The sequence below is a fragment of the Undibacterium sp. CY21W genome (assembly GCF_014284265.1).
GTDB classification, from domain to species: domain Bacteria; phylum Pseudomonadota; class Gammaproteobacteria; order Burkholderiales; family Burkholderiaceae_D; genus Undibacterium; species Undibacterium aquatile.
Genome location: NZ_JACOGE010000001.1, coordinates 1 through 23,853 on the forward strand (window position 1 = coordinate 1; position 23,853 = coordinate 23,853).

Genomic DNA, 23,853 nt, shown 5'->3' on the forward strand with positions numbered 1-23,853 from the left:
TAAAGAACCGCGAATCCTGAAATTCTTTTCCGCTTCACTCTTCCGAGTTTTGCTTCGCATCGTTGTGTGCGTCAGCAGCAGAGAAACGAGATTATGAAGTACTTCTCACTCACTGTCAACTCCCTTCACCCTTTCGCTTCGCTTTTTCTTCTCAGCGTCCGCATTTTGTTGTGCGGGCACCAATCGGATCACTTGGCCTTGGCTTGTTGACTGTCAGTGAATTCTTGCTTCACTTCACTTTCTTCCCCCGCCTTTCAGCGGGAGCCGAACTATAGCAAAACCTTCCTCAATTCGCAATCTAACAGGTAAATTATTTTGATTAATATTAAGTTAGTACTTCCTGCGCCTACGTCAGAAGTCAGTCAGCTAGCTTGCTTCTCGATTATCTCTGCAGATTTAAGTACGGCCTGAACAGCTCTGTCTATCAGAGGAGCGCTTTCAACAAATGTCAGTGCTCCATTGCCAGAATAATGGGAGAAACTTTCGTAGCTGATAATGACGGGTTCAGCTTGTTGATTCAGACTCAATAGGAGGTTGCTCATATTAGGGTTAACCCAGGCAATACAGCCTCGCTTAATGAGATTATCAATTGCAAGTTCTATCGGTGCTCCACTATATAAGCGCTGCTGGATTTCCGAAGATTTACTTTCGCCCTGCGTCGTTACTACGGATAAAACATCTTCATTTTTCAGGGGAACTTGTGTGTTGCTGGCCTCGATGAAAACAACGTTCAACTGCAATTCCGCGAGTACCTCATGCAGATACTTTTCAACTTCGTGATACTTATTTTTTTCGATGGAATCAGATAAAACTACTGCTGGCTGCTCCAAAAAATTTAAAAATATCTCCCGAGCCTGCACTAAAGTCTTAGATGTTGAAAATTCCTGCGTGGGAAGCAATACCCCACGATGCCTTTCATGCAGCCAGTTCAATAAGGCATTCTGTTTAAACTGAGTCCAATCCAACATTGCAATACCGCGCCTGAGATCAGTCAACATTCCAGGCAGCAGCGCGGAAAGCTGACTTTGTTCTTCCTGAGAATTTTTAGGCTGGATGCTCCATATCAGATCCGGCACCAATGCTCGCAAATGGGAGGCCAGTGACGCGTCGGTTCGCTCGGCGATATTAATTGCCCGCACCCATTCCGTCGCTAAAAAATTAGCGAAATGCTGGGGAACATCCAGCTTCGCCAAGCCGTCCATCAGCAGCGAGGAAGTTTGTTCCGAGCGCAGATAACGGATTTGAGCTTCTTCTATCGACTTCACCGTGCGCCTGATGAACTTATCCTGAGTTCTTAATTCAGTAGAAATAAACGTATCGAATCGGTTATATATTCGCTCAAACAGTTCTGGTACACGACAATCATGCCGGGATAAGGTTTTAAATACCCTGGAAATTTCTTCTTCAATTTTGCGCTGAGTCACAGGTAAATGCTGCGTTCCAAGCAATACGGATGCGATCCGGTTCAGCAGCAACCGGGCAGCTTGATGTTGGTTACTCAAAAACGTACGGTCACTCAAAGCCAACTGCAACAATAGAAACTGAAGGCGTCCCAACTGCTCTCGTAATTCTTTCGAAAGCAAATCATCGAATAATATCGACTCAAACAACATCGCCAGCACATCAATGATCATGAGCTCCTCGGTCGAGCGAGCTAATGCTGAAAATGCCTCGCGTTGTTCACGAATCAGATTACGGACGTCGCCGCGTTCATTCAGAATACTCAGATCCGGCTTCATTGACAGGTGCAAATAACCGAGCGTATGAATCAAATCCTTTTCAATCAACAACTTCTCTAATTCTGGAGGCGCAGCGTTAATTTTTTCGGGACCAGGTAAATGACTAAAGCGCTCGACTAAACCGCGAATCACAGATTGCGCCATCTCTGCGCTTAGTAAAGGAGTCTCCTGTTGCGCTTGCTGGCTTGCAAGATCAAAATCCCTTCCGCGTTGGAAAGGACGTGATTGTCCAAAGGTTTTTCGCAAAAGCTCAGGCAAATCGGATGTATTGGCAAGCCATGCAGGTGACGAAGAATTATCTTGTGCAGCAACCGTTGGGCTATATGCTGAAAATGCCGTTTTTTCTCTACCGCGCAAAACCTGAAACAGCTGGTCTATGTTAATTGACGGATTACTGGACGGAGACAACGGCGCCGATCTGACATCTTCCACTGCGGGAAAATCCAACTGATTAAATGCCGGAAAAGCGTTATTGATCTGTTGACTACCAATAACATTCTGCTGCGTCCCAACGCTGCTGCTGCCTCTGAGATGCAACGTCTCTGCTGATTTATTTATTTTTAAGGAAAGGTGTGCGTGCACACCGTGTTTTTCTAATTCGGCGTTGGTTTGCTGATAAATACCCGGAATATCCACCGTCAGGGTTTCACCCAGCTGCATCGCCAGTATCGAAAACATTTCCTGAGTGAGGCGCAAACTTTCTACTGCGAGAAAAATACAACGGGTTATCAGATAAGGCCGGAAAGGATTTTCCCGCTCGCGTATATCGTCCTGACCGAACAAAACAGCGATACGGATATTCAGATCAATCAATTCTTGCTCTGCGACATTCCGGAACAGCTGTGTGACTTCATTAAAGCGCAGCGAACTCTCAAATGCCGATGAATCAAGCAGACTCAGATTATCGGCAGAGATAGAAAGGGCGGATAAATTGGGGCGAAAGTTCTGATAGGTCGTTTCCATGCTCCTATCAAGCAACTGTTGCATATTTTTCGTCAGTTGCAGCTCAATTTCGTGGCGATGCTCCTGCAACAAAAGTTGAGCACGGACGATGTCAGCCTGTTCTATCGGGCTATTTTCTGAATTTACCTTAGAAAACAAAGTCTCCACTGTACGTGGAACCAGAGTTGCAGCGGCATTTTGAAAGGCATTAAAAAATTCTCTGCGTGCGCTCGACAGTATTTCAACCAATGCCATATATACCTTATTGCAAGAAAATCATTTCATACAATATACCGAAGGAATGGCATCTGCTGCAACTTAAAGCGGAGCGGATAAGCACAGTCAACGCTGACTTCACGCAATATCAAGCGTTTTTTTTCTTTCTGACCGCTGCTTTTTTGACGGGTTTTGCAGCCTCATCAGCAGGTGCCGCCGCTTTTGCTTTGCCAGCGGCAGGTGCCTTGGCTTTGCGTTCCTCAAATTCGAAACTCACTTTGCCGTCTTTCGCCTTGACCAGGAATGCTTTAAACGGGCGACGTGTACGCTGAGAAATAAAGCCTGGCAATAAATCAGTTTTGCCGTCAACCAATAGTTTAGTCATCTGCTCGGGCAAAATCTCTTGCTGCAAGATGATGCGGCCGCTACGGAAATCACATGCTTTAGGCTTGGCAACGGTCTTTTCACAGACATAAGCGAGGCCCATTTCAAAAACGCCGCTGCCACATTTCGGGCAAGGGCCTAATGCAGTCTGACCAGTGAAATCAACGCCCTCGCCGTCCTCGCCGTCATCCTGATTCTGGCCAAAATCAAATTCAAGCTTTAAATTATTGTGTTCTGTATCCGGAACAATCTTCAAAATAGCTGCGAATGGTCTACCCATTTTCGAGCGGAAACCTTGCAGAGGGCCAATTTCGCGCTTACTTAATAATTCTTCGACTTCGGCTACCTCAAATTGACGGCTACCGGGCGTTTTGCTCATAGAGAATTCACACTTAGTGCAGGCAAAACGACGGTAGTTTTCTTTGACTACACCGCCGCAATGCGGACAAGGTGTGTGTAGCGTCGCATAATCGCCAGGAATCGTGTCGTTGTCATACTCTTTAGCGCGTTTTACGATGATTTGTGTCATCTGGGCAATTTCGCGCATGAATTCTTCACGGCTGATTTTGCCCTTCTCCATTTGCGATAACTTGTATTCCCATTCACCGGTCAACTCCGGCGAAGTCAGTTCATCCACACCTAAACCACGCAACAAGGTCATCAATTGGAATGCTTTGGCCGTCGGCATCAGCTCCCGACCTTCGCGCAGCAAGTATTTCTCGGTCAGTAAGCCCTCAATAATCGCCGCCCTTGTTGCCGGAGTGCCAAGCCCCTTGCCCGCCATGGCTTCGCGCAATTCTCCGTCATCTACCAGTTTGCCGGCACCTTCCATTGCCGACAATAAGGTCGCCTCGCTGTAGCGAGCCGGTGGTTTTGTCACCAAGCCATGCGCTTCAATTTTATCGGCAAGAACTTTTTCACCTTTGGCAACCGGAACCAGCGTGCCTTTGCCTTCCGTATCTTTTTCTTCCAGTGCTTCTTTACCGTAAATCGCCAGCCAACCTGCGTTGGTCATGACTTTACCTTCGGTTTTGAAGTGGTGCCCGGTCACTTCCGTGATGCGCGTTGTGACCTGAAATTCTGCCGCCGGGAAAAACACGGCCATAAAGCGACGCGTCACCAGGTCGTAGAGTTTTTGCTCGGGTTCAGACAAATTTTTTGGTGCCTGACCAGTAGGAATGATCGCAAAGTGATCACTGATTTTCGTGTTATCAAAAATGCGTTTGTTCGGCTTGACCCAGTTATTTTTCAGAATCTGGCTTGCAAACTGATGATAATTATTACTTTCAGAAACCGTTTCCAGCGTCTGTTTGACTGTATCCAGATAATCTTCCGGCAAATGGCGGGAATCCGTACGCGGATAAGTCAGCACTTTGTGTTTTTCGTACAAAGCCTGAGCAAGACCTAAGGTATTTTTTGCAGAGAAGCCGAATTTGGCATTCGCCTCACGCTGCAGGCTGGTCAGATCAAATAGTGCCGGCGCCATCTGCGTCGCAGGCTTAGACTCTTCTGTAACATTGCCCTGACGTCCACGGCATGCCGCGACGATGGACTCGGCGGCAAGCTTACTCCACAGTCGTTCCGCTTTCTTCTCAGGATCATGTTCATCTTTTTTGAACTGCTGATCCATCCAGCGTCCTTCGTAAATGCCTGCGGCACAAACGAATTCGGCGCGAACTTCCCAAAAGTCACGGGAAACGAATTTCTTTATTTTTTCTTCACGCTCAACCACGATCGATAAGGTTGGCGTCTGCACCCGTCCGACTGTCGTCAGATAAAATCCGCCTTCTTTGGAATTGAATGCAGTCATGGCGCGGGTACCGTTGATACCGATCAGCCAATCTGATTCCGAGCGGCAACGTGCAGCGTCGGCCAAAGGCATCATTTCTGCATCACTACGCAGTTTTTTGAAGCCGTCCCGGATCGCTGCCGGCGTCATCGATTGCAACCACAAGCGTTGTACCGGTTGCTTGGCTTTGGCATTTTGCGCAATCAGACGGAAAATCAGCTCACCTTCACGACCCGCGTCGCATGCGTTAATCAGTGCCGAAACATCTTTACGCTTGATCAGTTTGTTCAGCACCTTCAGGCGCGTTTCGGTTTTGGCGATAGGATTCAGTGCAAAATGCGGCGGGATCATCGGCAAATGCGCAAAACTCCATTTGCCGCGTTTGACGTCATATTCCTCAGGAACGGTAATTTCCAGCAAATGACCTACTGCGGAAGATAATACATACTCATCCGATTCGAAATAGTCATCATGCTTAGTGAAACCTCCAAGTGCTTTCGCAATGTCAGCGGCGACAGAAGGTTTTTCGGCAATGATGAGCGTTTTTGTCATTTCGGAATTCTCGAATGTTTTTTGCACAAAAAATGATTAACAAACAACATTTTTTGCTAAATAAGCGTAAGACTAACCTAAGTTAGTGCGGAATGATAAACGTGCAAACGCAAAACCCGCAACCAAGCTGCGATTTTTGCCAGAAATCTTCTGTTTATGAAACGATTAATGCAAAAGACGAGGCGTATTGTCGTCATCTGACAACAACAGTTCGTCAAACATCAACATATCTGGTTCGGCGCCCTGGCTCCACAACATCATCAGGACAATGATGCGCAGTTTATTGAGCGGCAGCGGTGACTCGTTCACAGCCAGCGCACGCTCGACAACGATTTCACGTTGCAAGGAGGATAACAATCCTGCCGATTCAAGAAACTGAATAAAACCAATCGCTTCCGTACCGAGAGCAGCAAGCTCAACTCCAGCATAGACCCGGAAACCGTTTGAACTTAATGGTGATGGCAACGACTGATCCGTTGTATTTGCCAGACCAGTCAGCCAATCCAGTGCCTCAGAAATTTCATCTTCAGGGAAACCAACAGCGGAAAGTTTTTTGACCAGAGCGGCGGTATCCGGACAGGCGTCAGGACGATAATAAGTTTCGTAGAGGTAAACAAGAATATCAAACATGTCGGTACTCTATCTGCTGAAACAGTTTCAAACAAGTCCCGTCCTGAGATATCCCCTCGGTTTTTTGAGATTTTTAACTATTTCGGGGCAGTATCTGCATTTTTTGCCAGAAAGTCTCTGTCAATACTGGGCCTTTAAATATACTCCCCCGGAGTATATTTAAAGGCCAACACCGGGTTTAGCGCATGATTTGTACATAACCTAATGAAGACGGCGAAACATTCCACCCGGTAATGACTCAATCTGCCCGCACAACTCAAGTTCCAGTAATTGCCCTGTTAAACTTGCAACATCCAGATCAGCACGTAATGCCAGCACATCTAGCGGAACCGGATCATAGCCCATCAGCGTCAGCAAGCCGGCTGACGCGTCAGCCGTCCCAGCTATTGGAAGCGAACCCGCTACAACGGTTGCTTGTGGTAGGCTGAGTTGCAACTCTTCTAATATATCCTGCGCAGACTCCACCAGTTTCGCACCTTGCCTGATCAATTGATGGCAGCCTTTTGCTAACGGCGAATGGATGGAACCGGGAATCGCAAACACTTCCCGCCCCTGATCCGCCGCAATCCTTGCCGTAATTAAAGAACCCGACTGCGCAGCAGCTTCCACCACCAACACTCCTTTCGTCAACCCAGAAATAATCCGATTACGGCGAGGGAAGTTAGAGGCAATCGCGGGCGTGCCAAGTGAGTATTCACTGACGATGCAGCCCTCTGCTGCTATCTGATGTGCCAGCAGCCGATTTCTGGCGGGATAAACAATATCCGCCCCTGTGCCGATCACAGCGATTGTCGAACCGATACCGCGAAGCGCTCCTTGATGTGCTGCAGCATCAATACCTGCGGCCAGACCGGAGCTGATCGTCAATCCGGCATGACTTAAAACTTCAGAAAATTGTTCCGCATTCCGTATTCCCTGCGCAGTCGCATTCCGGCTGCCCACCACACCTATCCCCGACTGTCGCAGTATTTCCGGCCTTCCTTTCACATACAACATCAGCGGCGGGTCGGGAATTTCCAGCAATGCCGGTGGATACAGCGTATCAGCAAGCGTGACAACATAGTTGCCCGGCTGCATAGCCCAGGACTGAGTAATCTCAGATAACCTGAGAAAATCTTCTTGCGGCGGGAGTAATAAGGCGCGGGCGATTTTTGGCGTGACGACAGAACACAAGGCCTCGTAGCTTGCTGTAAAGATATGCTCTGGCAAGCCAAAGCCAGCAAGCAACTTACAGGCAGTGCCAGGGCCAACGCCCGGCGTTTGTTCCAGCCTTAACCAGGAAAAGAAGTCCGGCAACAATTCCAGACCTCCATTTGATTATTGAGGCGATCTGGCGACGTCGCCAACTTTGACAAAATCAGTGACCTGCATCACCAAGCCGTAAGAGATATTGTCAAACAAGCGGAAAATAAACACATGACCATATTGCTCATCCGGTAATTTTACCTTGCGGTTACCATCAGTGCGATCCGTGATTACTTCACCGTAGCGCTGCAGGGACAACACAGTACCAAGATCGAGGCCGTGCTCTTTGCCGCGATTAATCGTAATAATCTGATTTTGTCCGGCAACCGACACACCACCATAAACACTGACGACACGCGCACGGATCTCATCTTCCGGCGGATGAGGTACGTAGCTGAGAATCGGAGTCGGTGTTACAGGTAACAACCTGTCACCGACAGACATTTCTAGTTTTGAATTAACGACGTTGAAAGTATAGACGTCGTTATCATCATCTGGCTCGCGCGCCAGCTTTACCGTGCCAACAAAAGCAGCCTCGTAGCCAATGATGTTCCCATTATCAGGGTCTTTCAATGGTACGCCAGGACGGAATACCTGAAATGAGGTGCCGCCATCAAGATCACCGCGAACATAGGTTTTTTCGCCCTGTCCCATATTCACTTTACTTTCCGGTGCCGCGACGATGCGCGGTGTACGTTCCAGTGTATTGACCTCGACGATCATCGGATGTACCAGAAACGGCTCAATCGCTGATGCAGGAATAGCCGGAATTGCATTCGCCCCCAATCCTTCAACACGGGATCTGGGTGACAATTTGACAGTAGGAACACCACCGACAACGCCATTACCTGAAACATTCCCCAGACGCAGGCGCTGATTCGCACGGTCAAAATAAACAATCTGCCCTGGATAAATCCAGTGCGGATTACGAATTTCTTCTTTGTTCATGCCCCACACTTGTGGCCAGCACCAGGGGTTTTGCAAAAACTTAGAAGAAATTCCCCACAAAGTATCGCCACTGACAACGACATGTTTATCCGGAGCATCCGGCAGGAAAGCACATTTGCTGCTGCGAGCCACAACCTGAGCTTGCGCAATCGTCGCTTCTCCCGATACCGCAAACGCGGAGCTGGAAGCGAATGGCAGACTGCCAACGAGGATGGCAGCGATTGTGCTAAACTTTTTCATAAACATATCCGATACGAGATGCTGTCATACAGCAAACAGGCAAACAAGCATGCAATCTGCTTATAATAATTGCCAAATTGGATCAAATTCTGCCCATAAATCCTTGAACTAGCAAGAAAAACAGCGCAAAAGCTAAACCAGCTTGTTGCGAAATGTAATATGCCCATACTAAATATACTGCGGTATCCCGATCCGCGCCTCCACAAAGTGGCAAAACCGGTAACTTCCTTTGATGCACGCCTCAAGCAACTGATTGCGGACATGGCTGAAACAATGTACGACGCGCCCGGCGTCGGTCTGGCGGCATCACAGGTTGATGTGCATGAGCAACTGGTTGTCATCGATATCTCTGAAGCCAACGATCAGTTACAAGTATTCATTAATCCCGAAATTATCTGGGCCAGTGAAGAAAAAAAAGTCTACGACGAAGGTTGCCTGTCTGTACCGGGTATTTATGACGGTGTTGAACGACCTGCCGAAGTCAAAGTCAAAGCACTGGATGCCGATGGAAAAGAATTCGAAATTCATGCCAAAGATTTACTCGCTGTTTGCATACAACACGAGCTTGATCATTTGAAGGGTAAAGTCTTCGTTGAATATCTGTCGCCGCTGAAGCGAAACCGCATCAAAACGAAACTGGTCAAGGAAGAACGTGAAATGCAACGCCATTCCGGGAATCGCAAATGAAAGTCATTTTTGCCGGGACGCCAGAATTCGCCGCCACCGCCTTAGCAGCCATACATGAGGCGGGCTTTGACATTCCTCTGGTGCTCACGCAACCAGACCGGCCGGCTGGCAGAGGCATGCATTTGCACGCATCGGCTGTGAAGCAATACGCAATGGAACACAACATTCCCGTTGCACAACCTATCTCGTTGAAATTGAACGGCAAATATCCTGATGTTGCGACAGAGGCGCACGACATACTGCGCAACACAGAACATGATGTCATGGTGGTGGCGGCTTACGGCTTGATATTGCCTCTCTCTGTACTGACAATCCCCCGTTTAGGCTGCCTGAATATTCACGGCTCGCTCTTGCCACGATGGCGCGGTGCGGCGCCTATCCACAGAGCGATTGAGGCTGGCGACGCCGAAACAGGTATCACGATCATGCAAATGGAGGAAGGTCTGGATACCGGCCCCATGCTGTTAAAACAGAGCATCAGCATTAACAACTCTGAGACCACAGGCAGCCTTCACGACAAATTGGCAGCGATGGGCGGCGAAATGATAGTGCAAGCTTTACACCAGTTGGAACAAGGCACCCTGGCTGCGACAGTGCAGCCTGAGCAGGGTGTGACTTACGCCGCCAAAATCAGTAAAGAAGAAGCTGCGCTCGACTTTCACCTGCCTGCAGATGTACTGGCAAGAAAAATCCGCGCCTTCAATCCGTTTCCCGGCACACATGCTCAGTACGGCACCAGCACGATCAAAATCTGGGCTGCGCAAATGGTCACTGCGAATAAAACTGGCGCAACTCCGGGGCAAATTCTGACGGCATCCGCACAAGAAGGCATTCTGGTTGCCTGCGGGGAAGGGGTACTGAAACTGACCGAACTACAAAAACCAGGAGGAAAACGTTTACCTGCTGCAGAGTTCCTGCAAGGCTTTCCCATGATTCCTGATATGCAATTCAATCGAACCTGAACCGGCTGAGTGTGAAGCAAAAAAACGACAAATCGGGACACTTTTATACACAATTCCCACATTAAGCAGGAATTAGGCCGATTCACTGTTGGTTACAAGTAAATTCTTTGTTGCTCTGCGAGACTTGTTGTATTCTCTTACGCTAACTAATGGTGTGCGCTGGATTTTGCCGCCCAAATCCCTGACCCGAACGCTAGAAAAGGAAGTGCATGAAACAAATCGTTCCCGTTGTTGTTACCGTCATGCTGATGGCCGGTTGCTCAACTCCATTGAATAACACTAACGCGTCTTATAATAACAACACTAAGACTGCTGCTCCTGAACTTCAAGTCGTCTCAAATTGGTTATTGATCGCGAAGGACGTTGCTGACCAGATCAAATCAGGCACCGACAAAATTGGTGCTCCAGTATTTGTCACTCCGCCGCAAAACCCGAGTAAATTCAGTCAGGCGTTTTACACTCAGGTAGTAACGTCCCTGGTCAATCAAGGTGTGACCGTCAGAAAAGTCAATGATGGTACAGCGCAAATCGTAGATATCGATACTCAATTAGTGCGCTTCTCCACTGATCGGCAAGTCAACCGCCGTTTTGTTTTCGGTGGCCCGTCAACGACTAGCACGACATCCGTCTATGAAGTAATTGTGACGACGTCACTGATAAAAAACGCACAATACGTAGCACGCAGGACTGATGCGTATCCCGTCAATGAATATGACGCGTCTTTATACAATAAAGAAACTGAATTTAATTTTAAAGTGATCGGGGGCTAATCATGGTAAAGAAAATTGCACTTGCAGTAAGTTGTGGTCTGTTGCTCAGCGCTTGCTCAAATATGAACCTCACCGGGGCCAGCACATCGACATCGACAGCCGCCTTGTCCTGGAAAGAAGCTGAAACGAACGAATTTATCCCAACCAATCAGAAAGCAGCAACAGCCCTGATCGCTGCTGCCGGTAATTCTCTGGATAAATCGCGCCCACTGATCGTTGCTACGCTGGCGAATATCAATGTGCTGGAAGAGTCCTCTCCATTCGGACGTATTGTCGCTGAACAAGTTTCCGGTCAGTTTTCCCGCGCTGGATATCAAATGCTGGAAATGAAATTCCGCGACAAAGTACTGATCAAGCAAAATGTCGGTGAACTGCTGCTGACGCGCGAAATTAAGGAAGTTGCACAAAATCATCAGGCACAGGCCGTCATCGTTGGTACGTATGCGGAAAGTGAAAAGCTGGTTTTCGTTAACCTGAAACTGATACGCCCGGTCGACAATATCGTCCTCAGTACATATGACTACGCTGTCCCTATGGATCGTACTGTCAAATCTCTGCTGGGTCGTCGCTGATCCATCAATATAAAGTATTGGCAACACAGCCTTAAAAAAGCACTGGATAAAAGCACCTGATTTTTCAGGTGCTTTTTTTTAGCCTCTTTGCGGCAGCGAACTCCATATGCGTTCAACACACGGTTCGCTTCCGGATTATTTTTCTGCTGAGAAATGTTGTACCCAGTTCTGCTGTGCAGCCTGACTGATGGCTAACACCGCGGGATGAGTCAATTTTCGCTGAACCGATATGGCGTAAAACTGTTCCTGAATCGCCTGTGTCTGACCAATCAGCTCAACATCATACTGGCGTATCACACGATCAACGATGACGGTCGGCGCAGCAAACACGCCAGCACCAGCCTGACCGAATGCACTCATCAGCGCACTGTCGTCAAACTCACCGGTAATCTTTGGATGCAATTGTTGCTGATCCAGCCATTGCAACAAACGTCCGCGCAGCGCAGCGTCTTCACCAGGTAATAAGAATGGTGCGCCATCCAGCAGTGCGGGGAAAGTACTGGACAAGCTGGCACGCAAATCATGGGTGGCAAAAAAACTGATGCCGGATTCGGCCAGCAAATGACTATACCCACGAACATTCGCTGTCACCGGCATAGGGCTGTCGGATAACACAACATCTAACTTATGCATCGCCAGCTCTGCTAACAGTAATTCGAGTTTGCCTTCGCGGCAATTAATCCGTAAGGTCTGCGGCAGAGTCATCGCAGGCTCCAGCAATTGATACGCCACCGTTTTCGGCACCGCATCCGACACCCCGACACGTAGCTGCACAGTGCGCGCGGTCGGCCGGTGATGCAGCACTTCTTCCAACTCACGCCCGAGCGCAAAAATATCTTCTGCATAACTCAGCACCAAACGACCCGCCTCAGTCAGTTCCAGATTACGCCCCTGCTTACGGAACAAAGTCTCGCCCTGCATTTCTTCAAACAAAGTGAGTTGTCCGCTGATGGTTTGCGGCGTCAGATGCAATTGTTCACTGGCACGCGCAATGCTGCCTGACTTGGCAACCATCCAGAAATAGTGCAGGTGTTTGTAGTTCAGTGCTGGCATAAAGAGAGATCATCGACAAATCATCGATTTTTACGAAGTATTTATCAATTATATTCGACTTTTCTTTCAATTTTCTTGCAACTAGACTGTTTCCACCTTCTGTTGAGAAGGGGAAGTCCTGTGTCTTTTCGTCAGACTTCAACATTTCAGGAGAAAAGCATGAAAATCTTGAGTCGCTCTACTGCACATGATGTGCAAACCGTTGACTATATCGACACCACAGCCAGTGACAGTCAGAAAGTCTTACGCAACACGTATATGTTGTTGTCGATGACTTTATTGTTTTCTGCATTGACCGCAGGTGCGACTATCGCTTTCGCGATTCCAGGTCCCGGCATCTTTCTGACACTGATCGGCTATTTTGGCCTGCTGTTTGCCACCAACAAACTGCGTAACAGCGCATGGGGTATTGCCAGTGTGTTTGCCTTGACCGGTTTCATGGGCTACACCCTCGGCCCTATCCTCTCTCATTATCTGAAAATGCCAGGCGGCACTTCCATTGTGATGACAGCAATGGGTATGTCCGGTCTGATTTTCATGGGTTTGTCTGCCTACGTACTGATCAGCAAACGTGATTTCAGCTTCATGAGTGGCTTCCTGATGGTCGGTATGATCGTCGCACTGGTAGCGAGTCTGGGCGCGATTTTCTTCCAGATTCCAGCCTTGTCGCTGACGATTTCTGCGGTCATGGTATTGCTGATGTCCGGCATGATCTTGTTTGAAACCAGCAATATCATCCACGGTGGCGAAACCAATTACATCATGGCGACAGTCAACCTGTACGTCACAATCTTCAATCTGTTCACCAGCCTGCTGCAATTGCTGGGCTTTATCGAAAAAGAGTAAATCATGTTGCATACCGTCGCTCAACCCTGGATGTGGGTCGCATTTATCGCATTTGTCTTAGCGATGTTAGCCATAGACGTTGTGGCGCTTGGAGGTTCACGTGCCCACAAAGTCAGCGTCAGGGAAGCGGCGGCCTGGTCGATTGTCTGGGTCAGCCTGGCTTTGGCATTTGATTTTGGTCTGTGGATATACCTGACAGAAACCGTCGGGCGCGAGATCGCCACCGCCAAAGCCATGGAATTTCTGACCGGATATGTCATCGAGAAATCACTGTCGGTCGATAACATCTTTATCTTCTTACTGATTTTCGGCCATTTCGCGGTGCCGCCGCAATATCAGCGCAAAGTGCTGCTGTACGGCGTACTGGGTGCGATCGTCATGCGCATCATCATGATTCTCGCCGGTAGCTGGGTTGTCACCCAGTTTGCATGGGTGTTGTATCTGTTTGGTGTGTTCCTGCTGATCACCGGTTTCCGTATGCTGGTATCGACGGAAGAAGAGCCTGATCTCGACGCCAATCCGGTATTGAAACTGGCAAAAAAATTACTGCCATTTACCAAAGAGTTTCACAAAGAAAAATTCAGTATCAAAGTTGATGGTAAGCGCGTCTTCACGCCGTTGCTGCTGGTCTTGATCCTGATTGAAGTATCCGATGTCATCTTTGCAGTCGATTCGATTCCAGCGATTTTTGCCGTGACGACTGATCCGTTCATCGTATTTACCTCAAACATTTTCGCGATTATGGGTTTGCGGGCATTGTATTTCCTGCTGGCCGATATGGCTGACCGTTTCCATTTACTGAAATTCGGTCTTGCGTTTGTGCTGATGTTTGTCGGTATCAAGATGCTGATTGTGAAATGGATGCATGTGCCGACCGATGTTTCGCTGATGGTGATTGGCCTGATTCTTGGCGGTTCTATTATTGCCAGCCTGATCGCCACTCGACATAAAAAGCATTAATCACACGCTTTCCGACGCGGCAGATTTAATCGTAATAAGTATTCCCTTTGGGCATATCTCTCGTTTGAGGATATGCCCTTTTTTGTTAACACTTACGCAAAAAAGTGCACCATTGATGCGATCAACATATATCGATCTAACCACAATGTATAAGCAAAAACCGGCAAACTCCCGCAACTTCGGCGTCAAGTCCTTGATTTGACGTATAATTTACGCTTCCCAGCGCCGATTTGAGATTCAGATTGCGGGCGCGTAATAAGTGCTGCTAAAAGGACGTCGCCCGATCCGCCTGCATGCATGAGCCGATCGGGTTTTGTTTTTTGCGAGTAAAGATCATGACCAGAACCCTGCCTGTCTCCGCCACCGAAACCCGTTTGCGCGAATTACTGCAACAACGCATCCTGATCCTGGATGGCGCGATGGGCACCATGATCCAGCGTTACAAGCTGACGGAAGAAGATTATCGCGGCGAACGTTTCAAAGATTTTGCAGTGCCCGGCAAAGAATTATTCGTCAAAGGCAATAATGAATTACTGACGCTGACGCAGCCTCACATCATTCAGGAAATTCACGAGCAATATCTGGCCGCCGGTGCCGATCTGATCGAAACCAATACCTTCGGTGCGACGACCGTCGCGCAAGACGATTACCACATGGCGCATCTGGCCTATGAGATGAACGTGCAGGCGGCAAAAATCGCCCGCGCGGCCTGTGATAAATACAGCAGCGCAGACAAACCACGCTTCGTCGCTGGCGCTTTAGGGCCAACACCAAAAACCGCCTCGATTTCACCGGATGTGAATGACCCGGCAGCGCGCAATGTCACGTTCGATCAGCTGGTTGCTGCCTACCATGAGCAAACCCGTGGTCTGGTCGAAGGCGGCGCCGATGTGCTGCTGGTCGAAACCATTTTCGATACGCTGAACTGTAAAGCAGCCCTGTTCGCGATTGATCAGTATTTTGAAGAAACCGGCCAGACCTTACCGATCATGATTTCCGGCACCGTCACCGATGCCTCTGGCCGCATTCTGTCTGGTCAGACCGTGCCAGCATTCTGGAACTCCGTGCGCCACGCCAAACCGCTGACCATCGGCCTGAACTGCGCGCTCGGTGCAGCGCTGATGCGGCCGTATGCAGAAGAACTGTCTAAAATCGCCGATACTTTTGTTTGTATTTATCCAAACGCCGGTTTGCCAAATCCTATGAGCGATACCGGTTTTGATGAGCTGCCTGCGGACACCTCAGCCTTGCTGAAAGAATTTGCCGAAGCCGGATTTATCAATATCGCCGGTGGCTGCTGCGGCACTACGCCGCCGCACATCAAGGCGATTGCCGATATCCTGCAAACCCAGGCACCGCGCGCGGTTCCCAGCATTGCGCCGGCCTGTCGTTTGTCGGGCTTAGAGCCTTTCACCATCGATGAACAATCTCTGTTTGTGAATGTCGGTGAACGCACCAACGTTACGGGCTCCAAAGCCTTTGCGCGTCTGATTCTGAATGAGCAATACGACGACGCTTTAGCAGTCGCCCGCCAGCAAGTGGAAAACGGCGCGCAAGTCATCGACATCAATATGGATGAAGCGATGCTGGATTCTCAGGCAGCCATGACGCGCTTCCTGAATCTGATCGCATCGGAACCAGATATCGCCCGCGTGCCGCTGATGATCGATTCTTCCAAATGGAGTGTGATCGAAGCCGGCCTGAAATGCGTGCAAGGCAAAGCGATTGTCAATTCGATTTCGATGAAAGAAGGCGAGGCAGAATTTCTGCGCCAGGCCAACTTGTGCAAGCGTTACGGCGCTGCGGTGATCGTGATGGCATTTGATGAAAAAGGTCAGGCGGACACGTATCAACGCAAGATAGAAATCTGCGAACGCGCTTATCGCCTGCTGGTCGATCAACTCGATTTTGATCCGCAAGACATTATTTTCGATCCGAATATTTTCGCGGTCGCTACCGGTATCGAAGAACACAACAACTACGCAGTGGACTTCATCGAAGCCACGCGCTGGATACATCAAAACTTACCCGGTGCAAAAATCAGCGGCGGCGTCTCGAATGTGAGTTTCTCTTTCCGTGGCAATGACCCGGCACGTGAAGCTATCCACACCGTCTTCCTGTATCACGCGATTCAGGCCGGTATGACGATGGGCATCGTGAATGCCGGTATGGTCGGCGTGTATAGCGAGCTCGATCCCGAATTACGTGAACGCGTGGAAGACGTGGTGCTGAACCGCAGAGAAGATGCGACTGAACGCATGATCGAATTTGCGGCGACATTGAAAGCAGGCGGCAAGAAAGAAGAAGCCACGCTGGAATGGCGCAGCGAGCCGGTCGCCAAGCGACTCGCACATGCGATGGTGCATGGCATCACACAATGGATTGTCGAAGATACCGAAGAAGCGCGCGCCGCCATTATGGACAACGGCGGCCGCCCGATACAGGTGATCGAAGGCCCGCTGATGGACGGCATGAATATCGTCGGTGATTTATTCGGTCAGGGCAAAATGTTCCTGCCGCAGGTGGTGAAATCCGCACGTGTGATGAAGCAGGCTGTCGCCCATCTGGTGCCGTTCATCGAAGAAGAAAAAAAACGCAGCGGCGACAATAAGCCGAAAGGCAAAATCGTCATTGCCACCGTCAAAGGCGACGTGCATGACATCGGTAAAAACATCGTCACCGTCGTGTTGCAATGTAATAACTTTGAAGTCGTCAACATGGGTGTGATGGTGCCGTGCTCGGAAATTCTGGCCAAAGCCAAAGCCGAAAACGCCGACATCATCGGCCTCTCCGGTCTGATCACGCCGTCACTCGAAGAAATGGCGTATGTCGCCAAAGAGATGCAGCGCGATCCGCATTTCCGCATGATGAAGATCCCGCTGCTGATCGGCGGTGCCACCACCAGCCGCGCCCATACCGCCGTCAAAATCGCGCCGAATTACGAGGGCCCGGTCGTGTATGTGCCGGATGCATCGCGCTCAGTATCGGTTGCGCAATCGCTGCTGACGCCGGAAAGTCGCGATCAGTACATTGGTGAGCTGGCGACGGATTACGAACGTATCCGCGTGCAACATGCGAATAAAAAAACCACACCATTGCTGACGCTGGCGCAGGCGCGTGCGAATAAAATGAAGCTCAGCTTTGACGGTGCGAACGCGCCTGTGAAACCAAAATTCATCGGTCGCCGCGTGTTTAAAAACGTCGATCTGGCAACGATTGCGCAGTACATCGACTGGGGTCCGTTCTTTCAGACCTGGGATCTGGCGGGCCCTTATCCTGCGATTCTGACGGATAGCGTGGTCGGTGAAGCGGCGAGCAAAGTCTTTGCCGAAGGTCAGGCGATGCTGAAAAAAATCATCGATGGCCGCTGGCTGACAGCGAACGGCGTCGTCTCTTTGCTGCCTGCGAATAGCGTGCATGACGACGACATCGAAATTTACACTGATGACAGCCGCAGCCAGGTCGCGTTCACTTATTACGGCACGCGCCAGCAAACCGAGAAACCGCTGGTTGATGGCATACAGCGTCCGAATCAATGCCTCGCCGATTTCATCGCGCCGAAAGACAGCGGCGTCGCTGACTACATCGGCATGTTCGCTGTCACTGCGGGTCTGGGAATCGAAAAATACGAAAAACGGTTTGAAGACGCGCATGACGATTACAGCAGCATCATGCTGAAATCGCTGGCAGATCGTCTGGCCGAAGCCTTTGCCGAATATCTGCATGAACGCATACGCACAGATCTGTGGGGGTATGCCGCCGATGAAAAACTCAGTAATCAAGAGTTAATCAAAGAATCCTATCAAGGCATACGCCCAGCGCCCGGCTACCCGGCCTGTCCGGAACACACGGTCAAAACCGTGATGTTCAAGCAGATGCAATGCGAAGAAATCGACATGCACATCACCGAATCATGGGCGATGATTCCGGGTGCCGCGGTCTCTGGTTTTTACTTTGCGCATCCAGAATCCAAATACTTCAGCGTCGGTAAAATCGGCGACGATCAGGTCACGGATATGGCGGCACGACGTGGCGTGGCAAAAGAAGAAGTCGAACGCTGGCTGGCACCGAATCTGTAATCCTTTACCAGCAGAAAATGTGGAGTAAATGGGGAGTATATGGCGTTTTGCATCAATTCTCAGCGTATTTGCTGGCCTTGTAAACATACTCCCCCCCAGTATATTTAGCCGCTGGGAAGCGCTCTGAGGCCTTTGCATGCGCCTTGTTCCAGTTTCACCGACATAAGTGCGAGGCGTTGAGGATTGTGACACCTACATGAAATCTGATCGGCTGCGAAGTAAAAATGTCGGTATCGGTACAGGCGCTGTCTTACAATAGCGGCTCTATCGTTGTGCAGGAAATCAGATGGTGCTGGATAACTTATCGTATGGCTCAGATCAGTCTGGTTTAATCTGCGGCTACCTGTTTGCCCATGGTCAGGCAGGAAAAGCGCTGCACACTAACGAAGCACTGGCGTGGCTGCAAACGAACCGCGCCGCGAATGACAACAGCTTTATCTGGCTGCATTTCAATCTGACCAATGTGGCGGCTGAAAAATGGCTGCATGAACATGTTTCGCTGCCGGAAGAATTCTACGAAACCCTGCACGAAGGTTCGCGTTCAACCCGGATTGAACATGCGGATCATAATCTGATTGCGGTGATTAACGATGTGCTGCATGACTTTGCATTTGAAGCGTCCGATATTGCAACCTTGTGGCTGAGTGTGACCAATAACATCATGATCAGCGCGCGCCGCAAGCCTTTGCAATCGGTTGATCGCTTACGCAATGCCGTCAATCACGGTGAAATTTTCCATTCTCCCAGCGAATTGCTGACGCACCTGTTACGCGATCAGGCCGACGTGCTGATCGGCATCGTGCGCAATGTGATCAAAAAAATTGACGACATCGAAGATCATTTGCTGGCAGATCGCCTCAACAAAAAACGCGCCAATCTGGGCGAAATCCGGCGTGTGCTGGTGCGCCTGCAACGCTTGCTGGCACCGGAGCCTGCGGCCTTGTTCCGCTTGCTGCAAAAGCCGCCGGTATGGCTGGCAGAAAGTGATGTGCAGGAATTACGCCAATCCACTGAAGAATTCGCGGTGGTGCTGAGCGACATGGCGTCGTTGCAGGAACGCATCAAGTTATTGCAGGAAGAAATCGCCGCCAGCGAAAATGAACAAAACAACCGCTCGCTGTTTGTGCTGACTGTCGTCACGGTGCTGGCCTTGCCTATCAATATGATCGCCGGTTTGCTGGGCATGAATGTCGGCGGCATTCCACTCGCACAACACGAATACGGCTTCTGGATCGTGGTGGCGATCGTGCTGACATTTACGGTCATTGCCGGCTGGCTGGCGTTCCGAAAACGGGACGGCGATTAAAAAAACAACGCTCTTCTGCTACCATAGAACACGCAACAGTTGAGTCGTGTATTCGATAACAACATCGACAAAGAATTAAACCCGCACATGTCATTTTTCGGGAAGATTTCAGTTAGTATTGGAAAAAAATAACGTGGTATTTTTTACAAAAAGCTGTTTTCCGTTAAAAATTTCGCTTTTTAAATGATTAAAATTGAAAATACCACGGGGCTATCCCCTTCCATCTTGCCGGTCTTTTGTCAGCAAACGCGATGACTGACATTCATACCCAATTTATCGAACTATCCGAACTGCGGATAGGAATGTACGTCTATCTGGACGTAGGCTGGATGGATCATCCGTTTCCGATCAGTAACTTCAAAATCAGTACGCAAGAACAGATCGACACCATACGCTCGCTGGGAATAGAGCGCATCCGTTATGCCCCTGATAAAAGCTCTGCCGCCGATGCGACCGCTGATAACGCACTGCCTGCTGATGCCATCGTCTCCGCCGTGACAGAAACGCCGACCGAACACGCTTTACGGCGACGCCGGGCCTTGCTTGCCAGTCAGGCTGCCAGTCTGCAGGTCTGTGAGCGGCAATTCAATCACGCCGCACAAACTTTTAAACAAGTTTCCGAGCATGTTCATGCGCAACCAGGGCTGGCAAAACAACTGGTCGAACAACTGATTCAGGGCTTCCTCGGGCAGATACTCAGCGAAGATGAGGCTGCCATCCGCCTGTTGTCAGAAAAAGCAGGGGAAAAGACTTCGCTACATTCGATTAATGTGACCGTCATTTCGCTGTTGCTGGGTAAAGCTCTGGATCTGAATAAGACCGAGATGCTCAATCTGGGTGTCGGCGCACTTATGCACGACATCGGTAAAATCGAATTGCCGGATCGGGTGCGCTGGATCGATGAGCATTTCAGTGCGTCCGAGAAACTGGCCTATCAGGAACATGTGATGCACAGTGTGAATCTGGCACGCAAAATGGATCTGGCACCCAACGCCATGCTGTTGATGGCACAGCATCACGAACACCACGACAGCAGCGGCTACCCGAGTCGTATTCCGGGTGAAAAAATGTCGCCGTTGAGCCGCATCGTAGCGCTGGTGAATCAGTACGACAATCTGTGCAATCCGGCGAATCCGGCGCTGGCATTGACGCCACATGAAGCCTTGTCGCAGATATTTACCAAGTACAAAACCCGCTTCCACGAACTGACGCTGACGACTTTCATCCGCATGATGGGAATATATCCGCCAGGCTCAGTGGTGCAGTTGAGCGATGACCGATATGCGCTGGTGGTATCGGTGAATTCTACCCGGCCGATCAAACCAAAAGTCATTATTCATGATCCCACGATAGACCGCGATGAAGCGCTGGTGATCAATCTCGAACACGAACAGCAACTTTGCATACACCGCAGCCTGAAGCCATTGCAATTGCCTAAGGCCGCATACGACTACCTGTCGCCACGCAAGCGTTTATGTTATTTCTTCGAACGCGGAATGGAAGCCCGGACAGGCAAGTCAAACGAAGGTCTGGTATGAAAGCGCACCAGCTACAGGCGCTGATTGAGGGCATGCTGGAAGCCGTCATTCTGGTCGATCCGATTACCTTACGCATACTGGCAGCCAATCGCGCCGTACATGGCTTGTTAAAAGTGCCGGAAGAAAGTCTGCGTGGCAAAGGTATTGTGGAATTGGCTGCAGCGCCTGAAGATGTATTTTTCTGGGAAGATGTTGCGGCGGGTTTGTCAGAAAATATTTACTCTGAAACCCTGCTCGAATGCTCCGATAAAACGGTGGTGCAGGTCGAGCGCCGGGTCAGTCTAGTCAGAGTTGGTATGGACAACTCGATTTTTGTGGTTGCAGTACGTGACCGTACCAGTCAGAAACAAACCGAAAATGAACTGGAAAAACTGATCGCAGAATTGCGTGCGACGCTGGAGTCAACTGCCGACGGTATCCTTGTTACTGATCTCGACGGGGCTATCCGCAGTTATAACCATTTGTTCGCCGATCTCTGGGGCTTGCCTGATGAACTGATGACGCAGAGAGACGATGCGGCCATCTATGCATGGATGGATAAATGCATGATAGACGCGGATCGTTATACCGAGCGCCTCGGCACGATCAGCCGTTCACCGTTGATGGAAGCCAGTGACGTGCTGGTACTGCGCTCCGGGAAAATTCTGGAGCGCGTGACCTTACCGCAATATGCGCGCGGACGTCCTATCGGCAGGGTATATTCGTATCGGGATATTACGCAAAAACTCGCCGATGAAGCGCGCTTGCAACTGGCAGCAAAAGTGTTTGAATCCAGCACCGACGCGATTTTCATCACCGACAGAGATCAACGCATCATCACCACCAACCCCAGTTTTGAACGTCTGAGTGGCTACACCGAAAGCGAAATGCAGAGGAAGACGCCGCGCGATTTTTTTGCCGCTGAAAGTAACGTTGATCTGATTGATCAATTGCTGGCAAAGCTGGAAAAAGACGGCTGCTGGGAAGGCGAACTCTGGAATCGCCGCAAAAACGGCCATGCCTATCTGTGCATGATCACGCTGGTCAAAGTGCAGGACGATCACAATAAAACTTTGCACTACATCGGCTTTTTTAAAGACAGAACCGAAACGCACGTCGCCAAACAAAAAATCGAGGAACTCGCTTTTTCCGATGCGCTGACAGGCTTGCCGAATCGTCTGCTGTTATCAGAACGGATTAAACAATCGATTATGATTTCAGGGCGGGACAACAGCAGTTTTGCCGTGCTGTTTCTGGATCTGGATCACTTCAAACAAATCAATGACTCACTTGGACATCAATTCGGTGACCGGGTGCTGCTGGAAGTGACTGAACGCCTTAAAAAATGTATCCGCCAGGTCGATACCGCAGCACGTCTGGGTGGTGATGAATTTGTCTTGCTGCTTCATGAAGCCGATGCTGCCGGCGCTGAAGTCTGTGCGCAGCGCGTGCTGGAAGAATTATCCGTGCCAATCAATCTGGAGGGAATGAGCTTTACCGTGACCTCCAGTATCGGTATTGCGCTGTTCCCTGATGACGGCACAAACATGGATGACCTGATCAAAAACGCCGACAGCGCGATGTATCACGTCAAGGAACGCGGGCGCTCGGATTTCCGCTTCTATCAGCGCCAGATGAACATCGGTTTGTTGTCGCGGATGAAGCTCGATCACGCCATGCGTCAGGCACTGGAACATCATCGCTTCCGTTTGCATTACCAGCCTCAGATCAATCTGAGTACCGGTGAGATTTTCGGTGTTGAAGCCTTATTGCGCTGGAATGACAAAGATCTCGGCGAAATCGGCCCGGCGCAGTTTATTCCGATTGCCGAAGAAACCGGCGTCATTGTTCCTATCGGTAACTGGGTCATGCAAACGGCGATCAGTCAGGCCGCGCAATGGAATCGCGCTGGCTATTCGCTGCGGATGGGTTTCAATGTCTCCGCGCTGCAATTCCAACAAGCGAATTTTGTTGAATCGATAGCAGCGACGCTGGAAGAACATCAGCTCAGTCCGGATAAAATTGAATTAGAACTGACGGAATCGGTGCTGATCCGCGACGTCGAAGAGAATTTAAAGAAACTGGAATCGCTGGCAAAACTAGGCGTGAAATTATCGATCGATGATTTCGGAACCGGCTACTCCAGCCTTAGTTATCTGAAGCGTTTTCCGATTCATAAGTTGAAAATTGACCGTTCTTTCATCGATGAATTACCAACGGACGAAAGTGATGTCGCGATTGTGACGGCGATCATTCATCTGGCGCATGCGATGAAGCTGCAAGTCATTGCCGAAGGCGTAGAAACTGAGGAACAGAAAAATTTCCTGCTCGATCTGCACTGCGATGAATTTCAGGGTTATCTGTTTTCACCAGCCATATCTGCCAGCGAATTTGAAGAAAAATTTCTGTAAGTAAG

The 23,853-nt window shown here is 49.7% G+C and carries 16 protein-coding genes; 10 read left to right on the plus strand and 6 right to left on the minus strand.

Annotated features, from left to right (window positions below; genetic code table 11):
- Nucleotides 1-362: 362 nt before the first annotated feature.
- The 5 genes from H8K29_RS00005 to H8K29_RS00025 all read right to left on the minus strand — a co-directional run bounded on the left by H8K29_RS00005 (nt 363) and on the right by H8K29_RS00025 (nt 8,685).
- Entirely contained in the window at nt 363-2,936 is a 2,574-nt protein-coding gene (locus tag H8K29_RS00005; RefSeq protein ID WP_186895894.1) for a DUF1631 family protein, read from the minus strand.
- A gap of 109 nt (nt 2,937-3,045) precedes the next feature.
- On the minus strand, nt 3,046-5,622 hold the full coding sequence (locus tag H8K29_RS00010; RefSeq protein WP_186895895.1) for a DNA topoisomerase III: 2,577 nt from the start codon (nt 5,620-5,622) through the stop codon (nt 3,046-3,048).
- 165 nt (nt 5,623-5,787) lie between these two features.
- The gene (locus H8K29_RS00015; protein ID WP_186884176.1) at nt 5,788-6,252 is read right to left on the minus strand and encodes a DUF494 family protein; all 465 of its coding nucleotides are present in this window, start codon (nt 6,250-6,252) and stop codon (nt 5,788-5,790) included.
- Between the two features lie 201 nt (nt 6,253-6,453).
- Complete coding sequence (dprA, locus tag H8K29_RS00020) at nt 6,454-7,557, minus strand: DNA-processing protein DprA (RefSeq protein WP_186896551.1); 1,104 nt, start codon at nt 7,555-7,557, stop codon at nt 6,454-6,456.
- A gap of 12 nt (nt 7,558-7,569) precedes the next feature.
- Nucleotides 7,570-8,685, minus strand: coding sequence for a LysM peptidoglycan-binding domain-containing protein (locus tag H8K29_RS00025; RefSeq protein ID WP_186895896.1), 1,116 nt, complete (start codon nt 8,683-8,685; stop codon nt 7,570-7,572).
- A gap of 159 nt (nt 8,686-8,844) precedes the next feature.
- Here H8K29_RS00025 and def point away from each other — a divergent pair, with 159 nt between their 5' ends.
- From def to H8K29_RS00045, 4 genes are all read left to right on the plus strand, one after another.
- Nucleotides 8,845-9,372: a peptide deformylase gene (gene def, locus H8K29_RS00030; protein ID WP_186884174.1), complete on the plus strand. Its 528-nt coding sequence runs from the start codon at nt 8,845-8,847 to the stop codon at nt 9,370-9,372.
- Nucleotides 9,369-10,334, plus strand: coding sequence for a methionyl-tRNA formyltransferase (gene fmt / locus H8K29_RS00035; protein ID WP_186895897.1), 966 nt, complete (start codon nt 9,369-9,371; stop codon nt 10,332-10,334). Before def ends, fmt begins: the two co-directional genes overlap by 4 nt.
- A gap of 209 nt (nt 10,335-10,543) precedes the next feature.
- Nucleotides 10,544-11,104, plus strand: a complete 561-nt coding sequence (locus tag H8K29_RS00040) for a hypothetical protein (protein WP_186884172.1) — start codon at nt 10,544-10,546, stop codon at nt 11,102-11,104.
- A 62-nt stretch (nt 11,105-11,166) separates the two neighbouring features.
- Nucleotides 11,167-11,676: a FlgO family outer membrane protein gene (locus tag H8K29_RS00045; protein ID WP_212677222.1), complete on the plus strand. Its 510-nt coding sequence runs from the start codon at nt 11,167-11,169 to the stop codon at nt 11,674-11,676.
- A 135-nt stretch (nt 11,677-11,811) separates the two neighbouring features.
- Here H8K29_RS00045 and nhaR read toward each other — a convergent pair whose 3' ends face one another.
- Entirely contained in the window at nt 11,812-12,729 is a 918-nt protein-coding gene (nhaR, locus tag H8K29_RS00050) for a transcriptional activator NhaR (RefSeq protein ID WP_186895898.1), read from the minus strand.
- Between the two features lie 159 nt (nt 12,730-12,888).
- Between nhaR and H8K29_RS00055 the strand changes: the two genes are divergently transcribed.
- The 6 genes from H8K29_RS00055 to H8K29_RS00080 all read left to right on the plus strand — a co-directional run bounded on the left by H8K29_RS00055 (nt 12,889) and on the right by H8K29_RS00080 (nt 23,848).
- Nucleotides 12,889-13,575 carry a Bax inhibitor-1/YccA family protein gene (locus H8K29_RS00055; RefSeq protein ID WP_186895899.1) on the plus strand — a complete coding sequence of 229 codons (687 nt, stop codon included), beginning with the start codon at nt 12,889-12,891 and terminating at the stop codon, nt 13,573-13,575.
- A gap of 3 nt (nt 13,576-13,578) precedes the next feature.
- Complete coding sequence (locus H8K29_RS00060; RefSeq protein ID WP_186895900.1) at nt 13,579-14,535, plus strand: TerC family protein; 957 nt, start codon at nt 13,579-13,581, stop codon at nt 14,533-14,535.
- Between the two features lie 335 nt (nt 14,536-14,870).
- On the plus strand, nt 14,871-18,614 hold the full coding sequence (gene metH / locus H8K29_RS00065; RefSeq protein ID WP_186895901.1) for a methionine synthase: 3,744 nt from the start codon (nt 14,871-14,873) through the stop codon (nt 18,612-18,614).
- Nucleotides 18,615-18,900: 286 nt separating this feature from the next.
- Nucleotides 18,901-19,920, plus strand: a complete 1,020-nt coding sequence (locus H8K29_RS00070) for a transporter (protein ID WP_186895902.1) — start codon at nt 18,901-18,903, stop codon at nt 19,918-19,920.
- Between the two features lie 251 nt (nt 19,921-20,171).
- Entirely contained in the window at nt 20,172-21,458 is a 1,287-nt protein-coding gene (locus H8K29_RS00075; protein ID WP_186895903.1) for an HD-GYP domain-containing protein, read from the plus strand.
- On the plus strand, nt 21,455-23,848 hold the full coding sequence (locus tag H8K29_RS00080; protein ID WP_186895904.1) for an EAL domain-containing protein: 2,394 nt from the start codon (nt 21,455-21,457) through the stop codon (nt 23,846-23,848). Before H8K29_RS00075 ends, H8K29_RS00080 begins: the two co-directional genes overlap by 4 nt.
- The last annotated feature ends 5 nt before the right edge of the window (nt 23,849-23,853 follow it).

Coding starts and splice junctions, on each gene's coding strand:
- H8K29_RS00005 (WP_186895894.1), bottom strand. CDS start 2,936: ATGGCATTGGTTGAAATACTGTCGAGCGCACGCAGAGAATTTTTTAAT.
- H8K29_RS00010 (WP_186895895.1), bottom strand. CDS start 5,622: ATGACAAAAACGCTCATCATTGCCGAAAAACCTTCTGTCGCCGCTGAC.
- H8K29_RS00015 (WP_186884176.1), bottom strand. CDS start 6,252: ATGTTTGATATTCTTGTTTACCTCTACGAAACTTATTATCGTCCTGAC.
- H8K29_RS00025 (WP_186895896.1), bottom strand. CDS start 8,685: ATGAAAAAGTTTAGCACAATCGCTGCCATCCTCGTTGGCAGTCTGCCA.
- def (WP_186884174.1), top strand. CDS start 8,845: ATGCCCATACTAAATATACTGCGGTATCCCGATCCGCGCCTCCACAAA.
- fmt (WP_186895897.1), top strand. CDS start 9,369: ATGAAAGTCATTTTTGCCGGGACGCCAGAATTCGCCGCCACCGCCTTA.
- H8K29_RS00040 (WP_186884172.1), top strand. CDS start 10,544: ATGAAACAAATCGTTCCCGTTGTTGTTACCGTCATGCTGATGGCCGGT.
- H8K29_RS00045 (WP_212677222.1), top strand. CDS start 11,167: ATGAACCTCACCGGGGCCAGCACATCGACATCGACAGCCGCCTTGTCC.
- nhaR (WP_186895898.1), bottom strand. CDS start 12,729: ATGCCAGCACTGAACTACAAACACCTGCACTATTTCTGGATGGTTGCC.
- H8K29_RS00055 (WP_186895899.1), top strand. CDS start 12,889: ATGAAAATCTTGAGTCGCTCTACTGCACATGATGTGCAAACCGTTGAC.
- H8K29_RS00060 (WP_186895900.1), top strand. CDS start 13,579: ATGTTGCATACCGTCGCTCAACCCTGGATGTGGGTCGCATTTATCGCA.
- metH (WP_186895901.1), top strand. CDS start 14,871: ATGACCAGAACCCTGCCTGTCTCCGCCACCGAAACCCGTTTGCGCGAA.
- H8K29_RS00070 (WP_186895902.1), top strand. CDS start 18,901: ATGGTGCTGGATAACTTATCGTATGGCTCAGATCAGTCTGGTTTAATC.
- H8K29_RS00075 (WP_186895903.1), top strand. CDS start 20,172: ATGACTGACATTCATACCCAATTTATCGAACTATCCGAACTGCGGATA.
- H8K29_RS00080 (WP_186895904.1), top strand. CDS start 21,455: ATGAAAGCGCACCAGCTACAGGCGCTGATTGAGGGCATGCTGGAAGCC.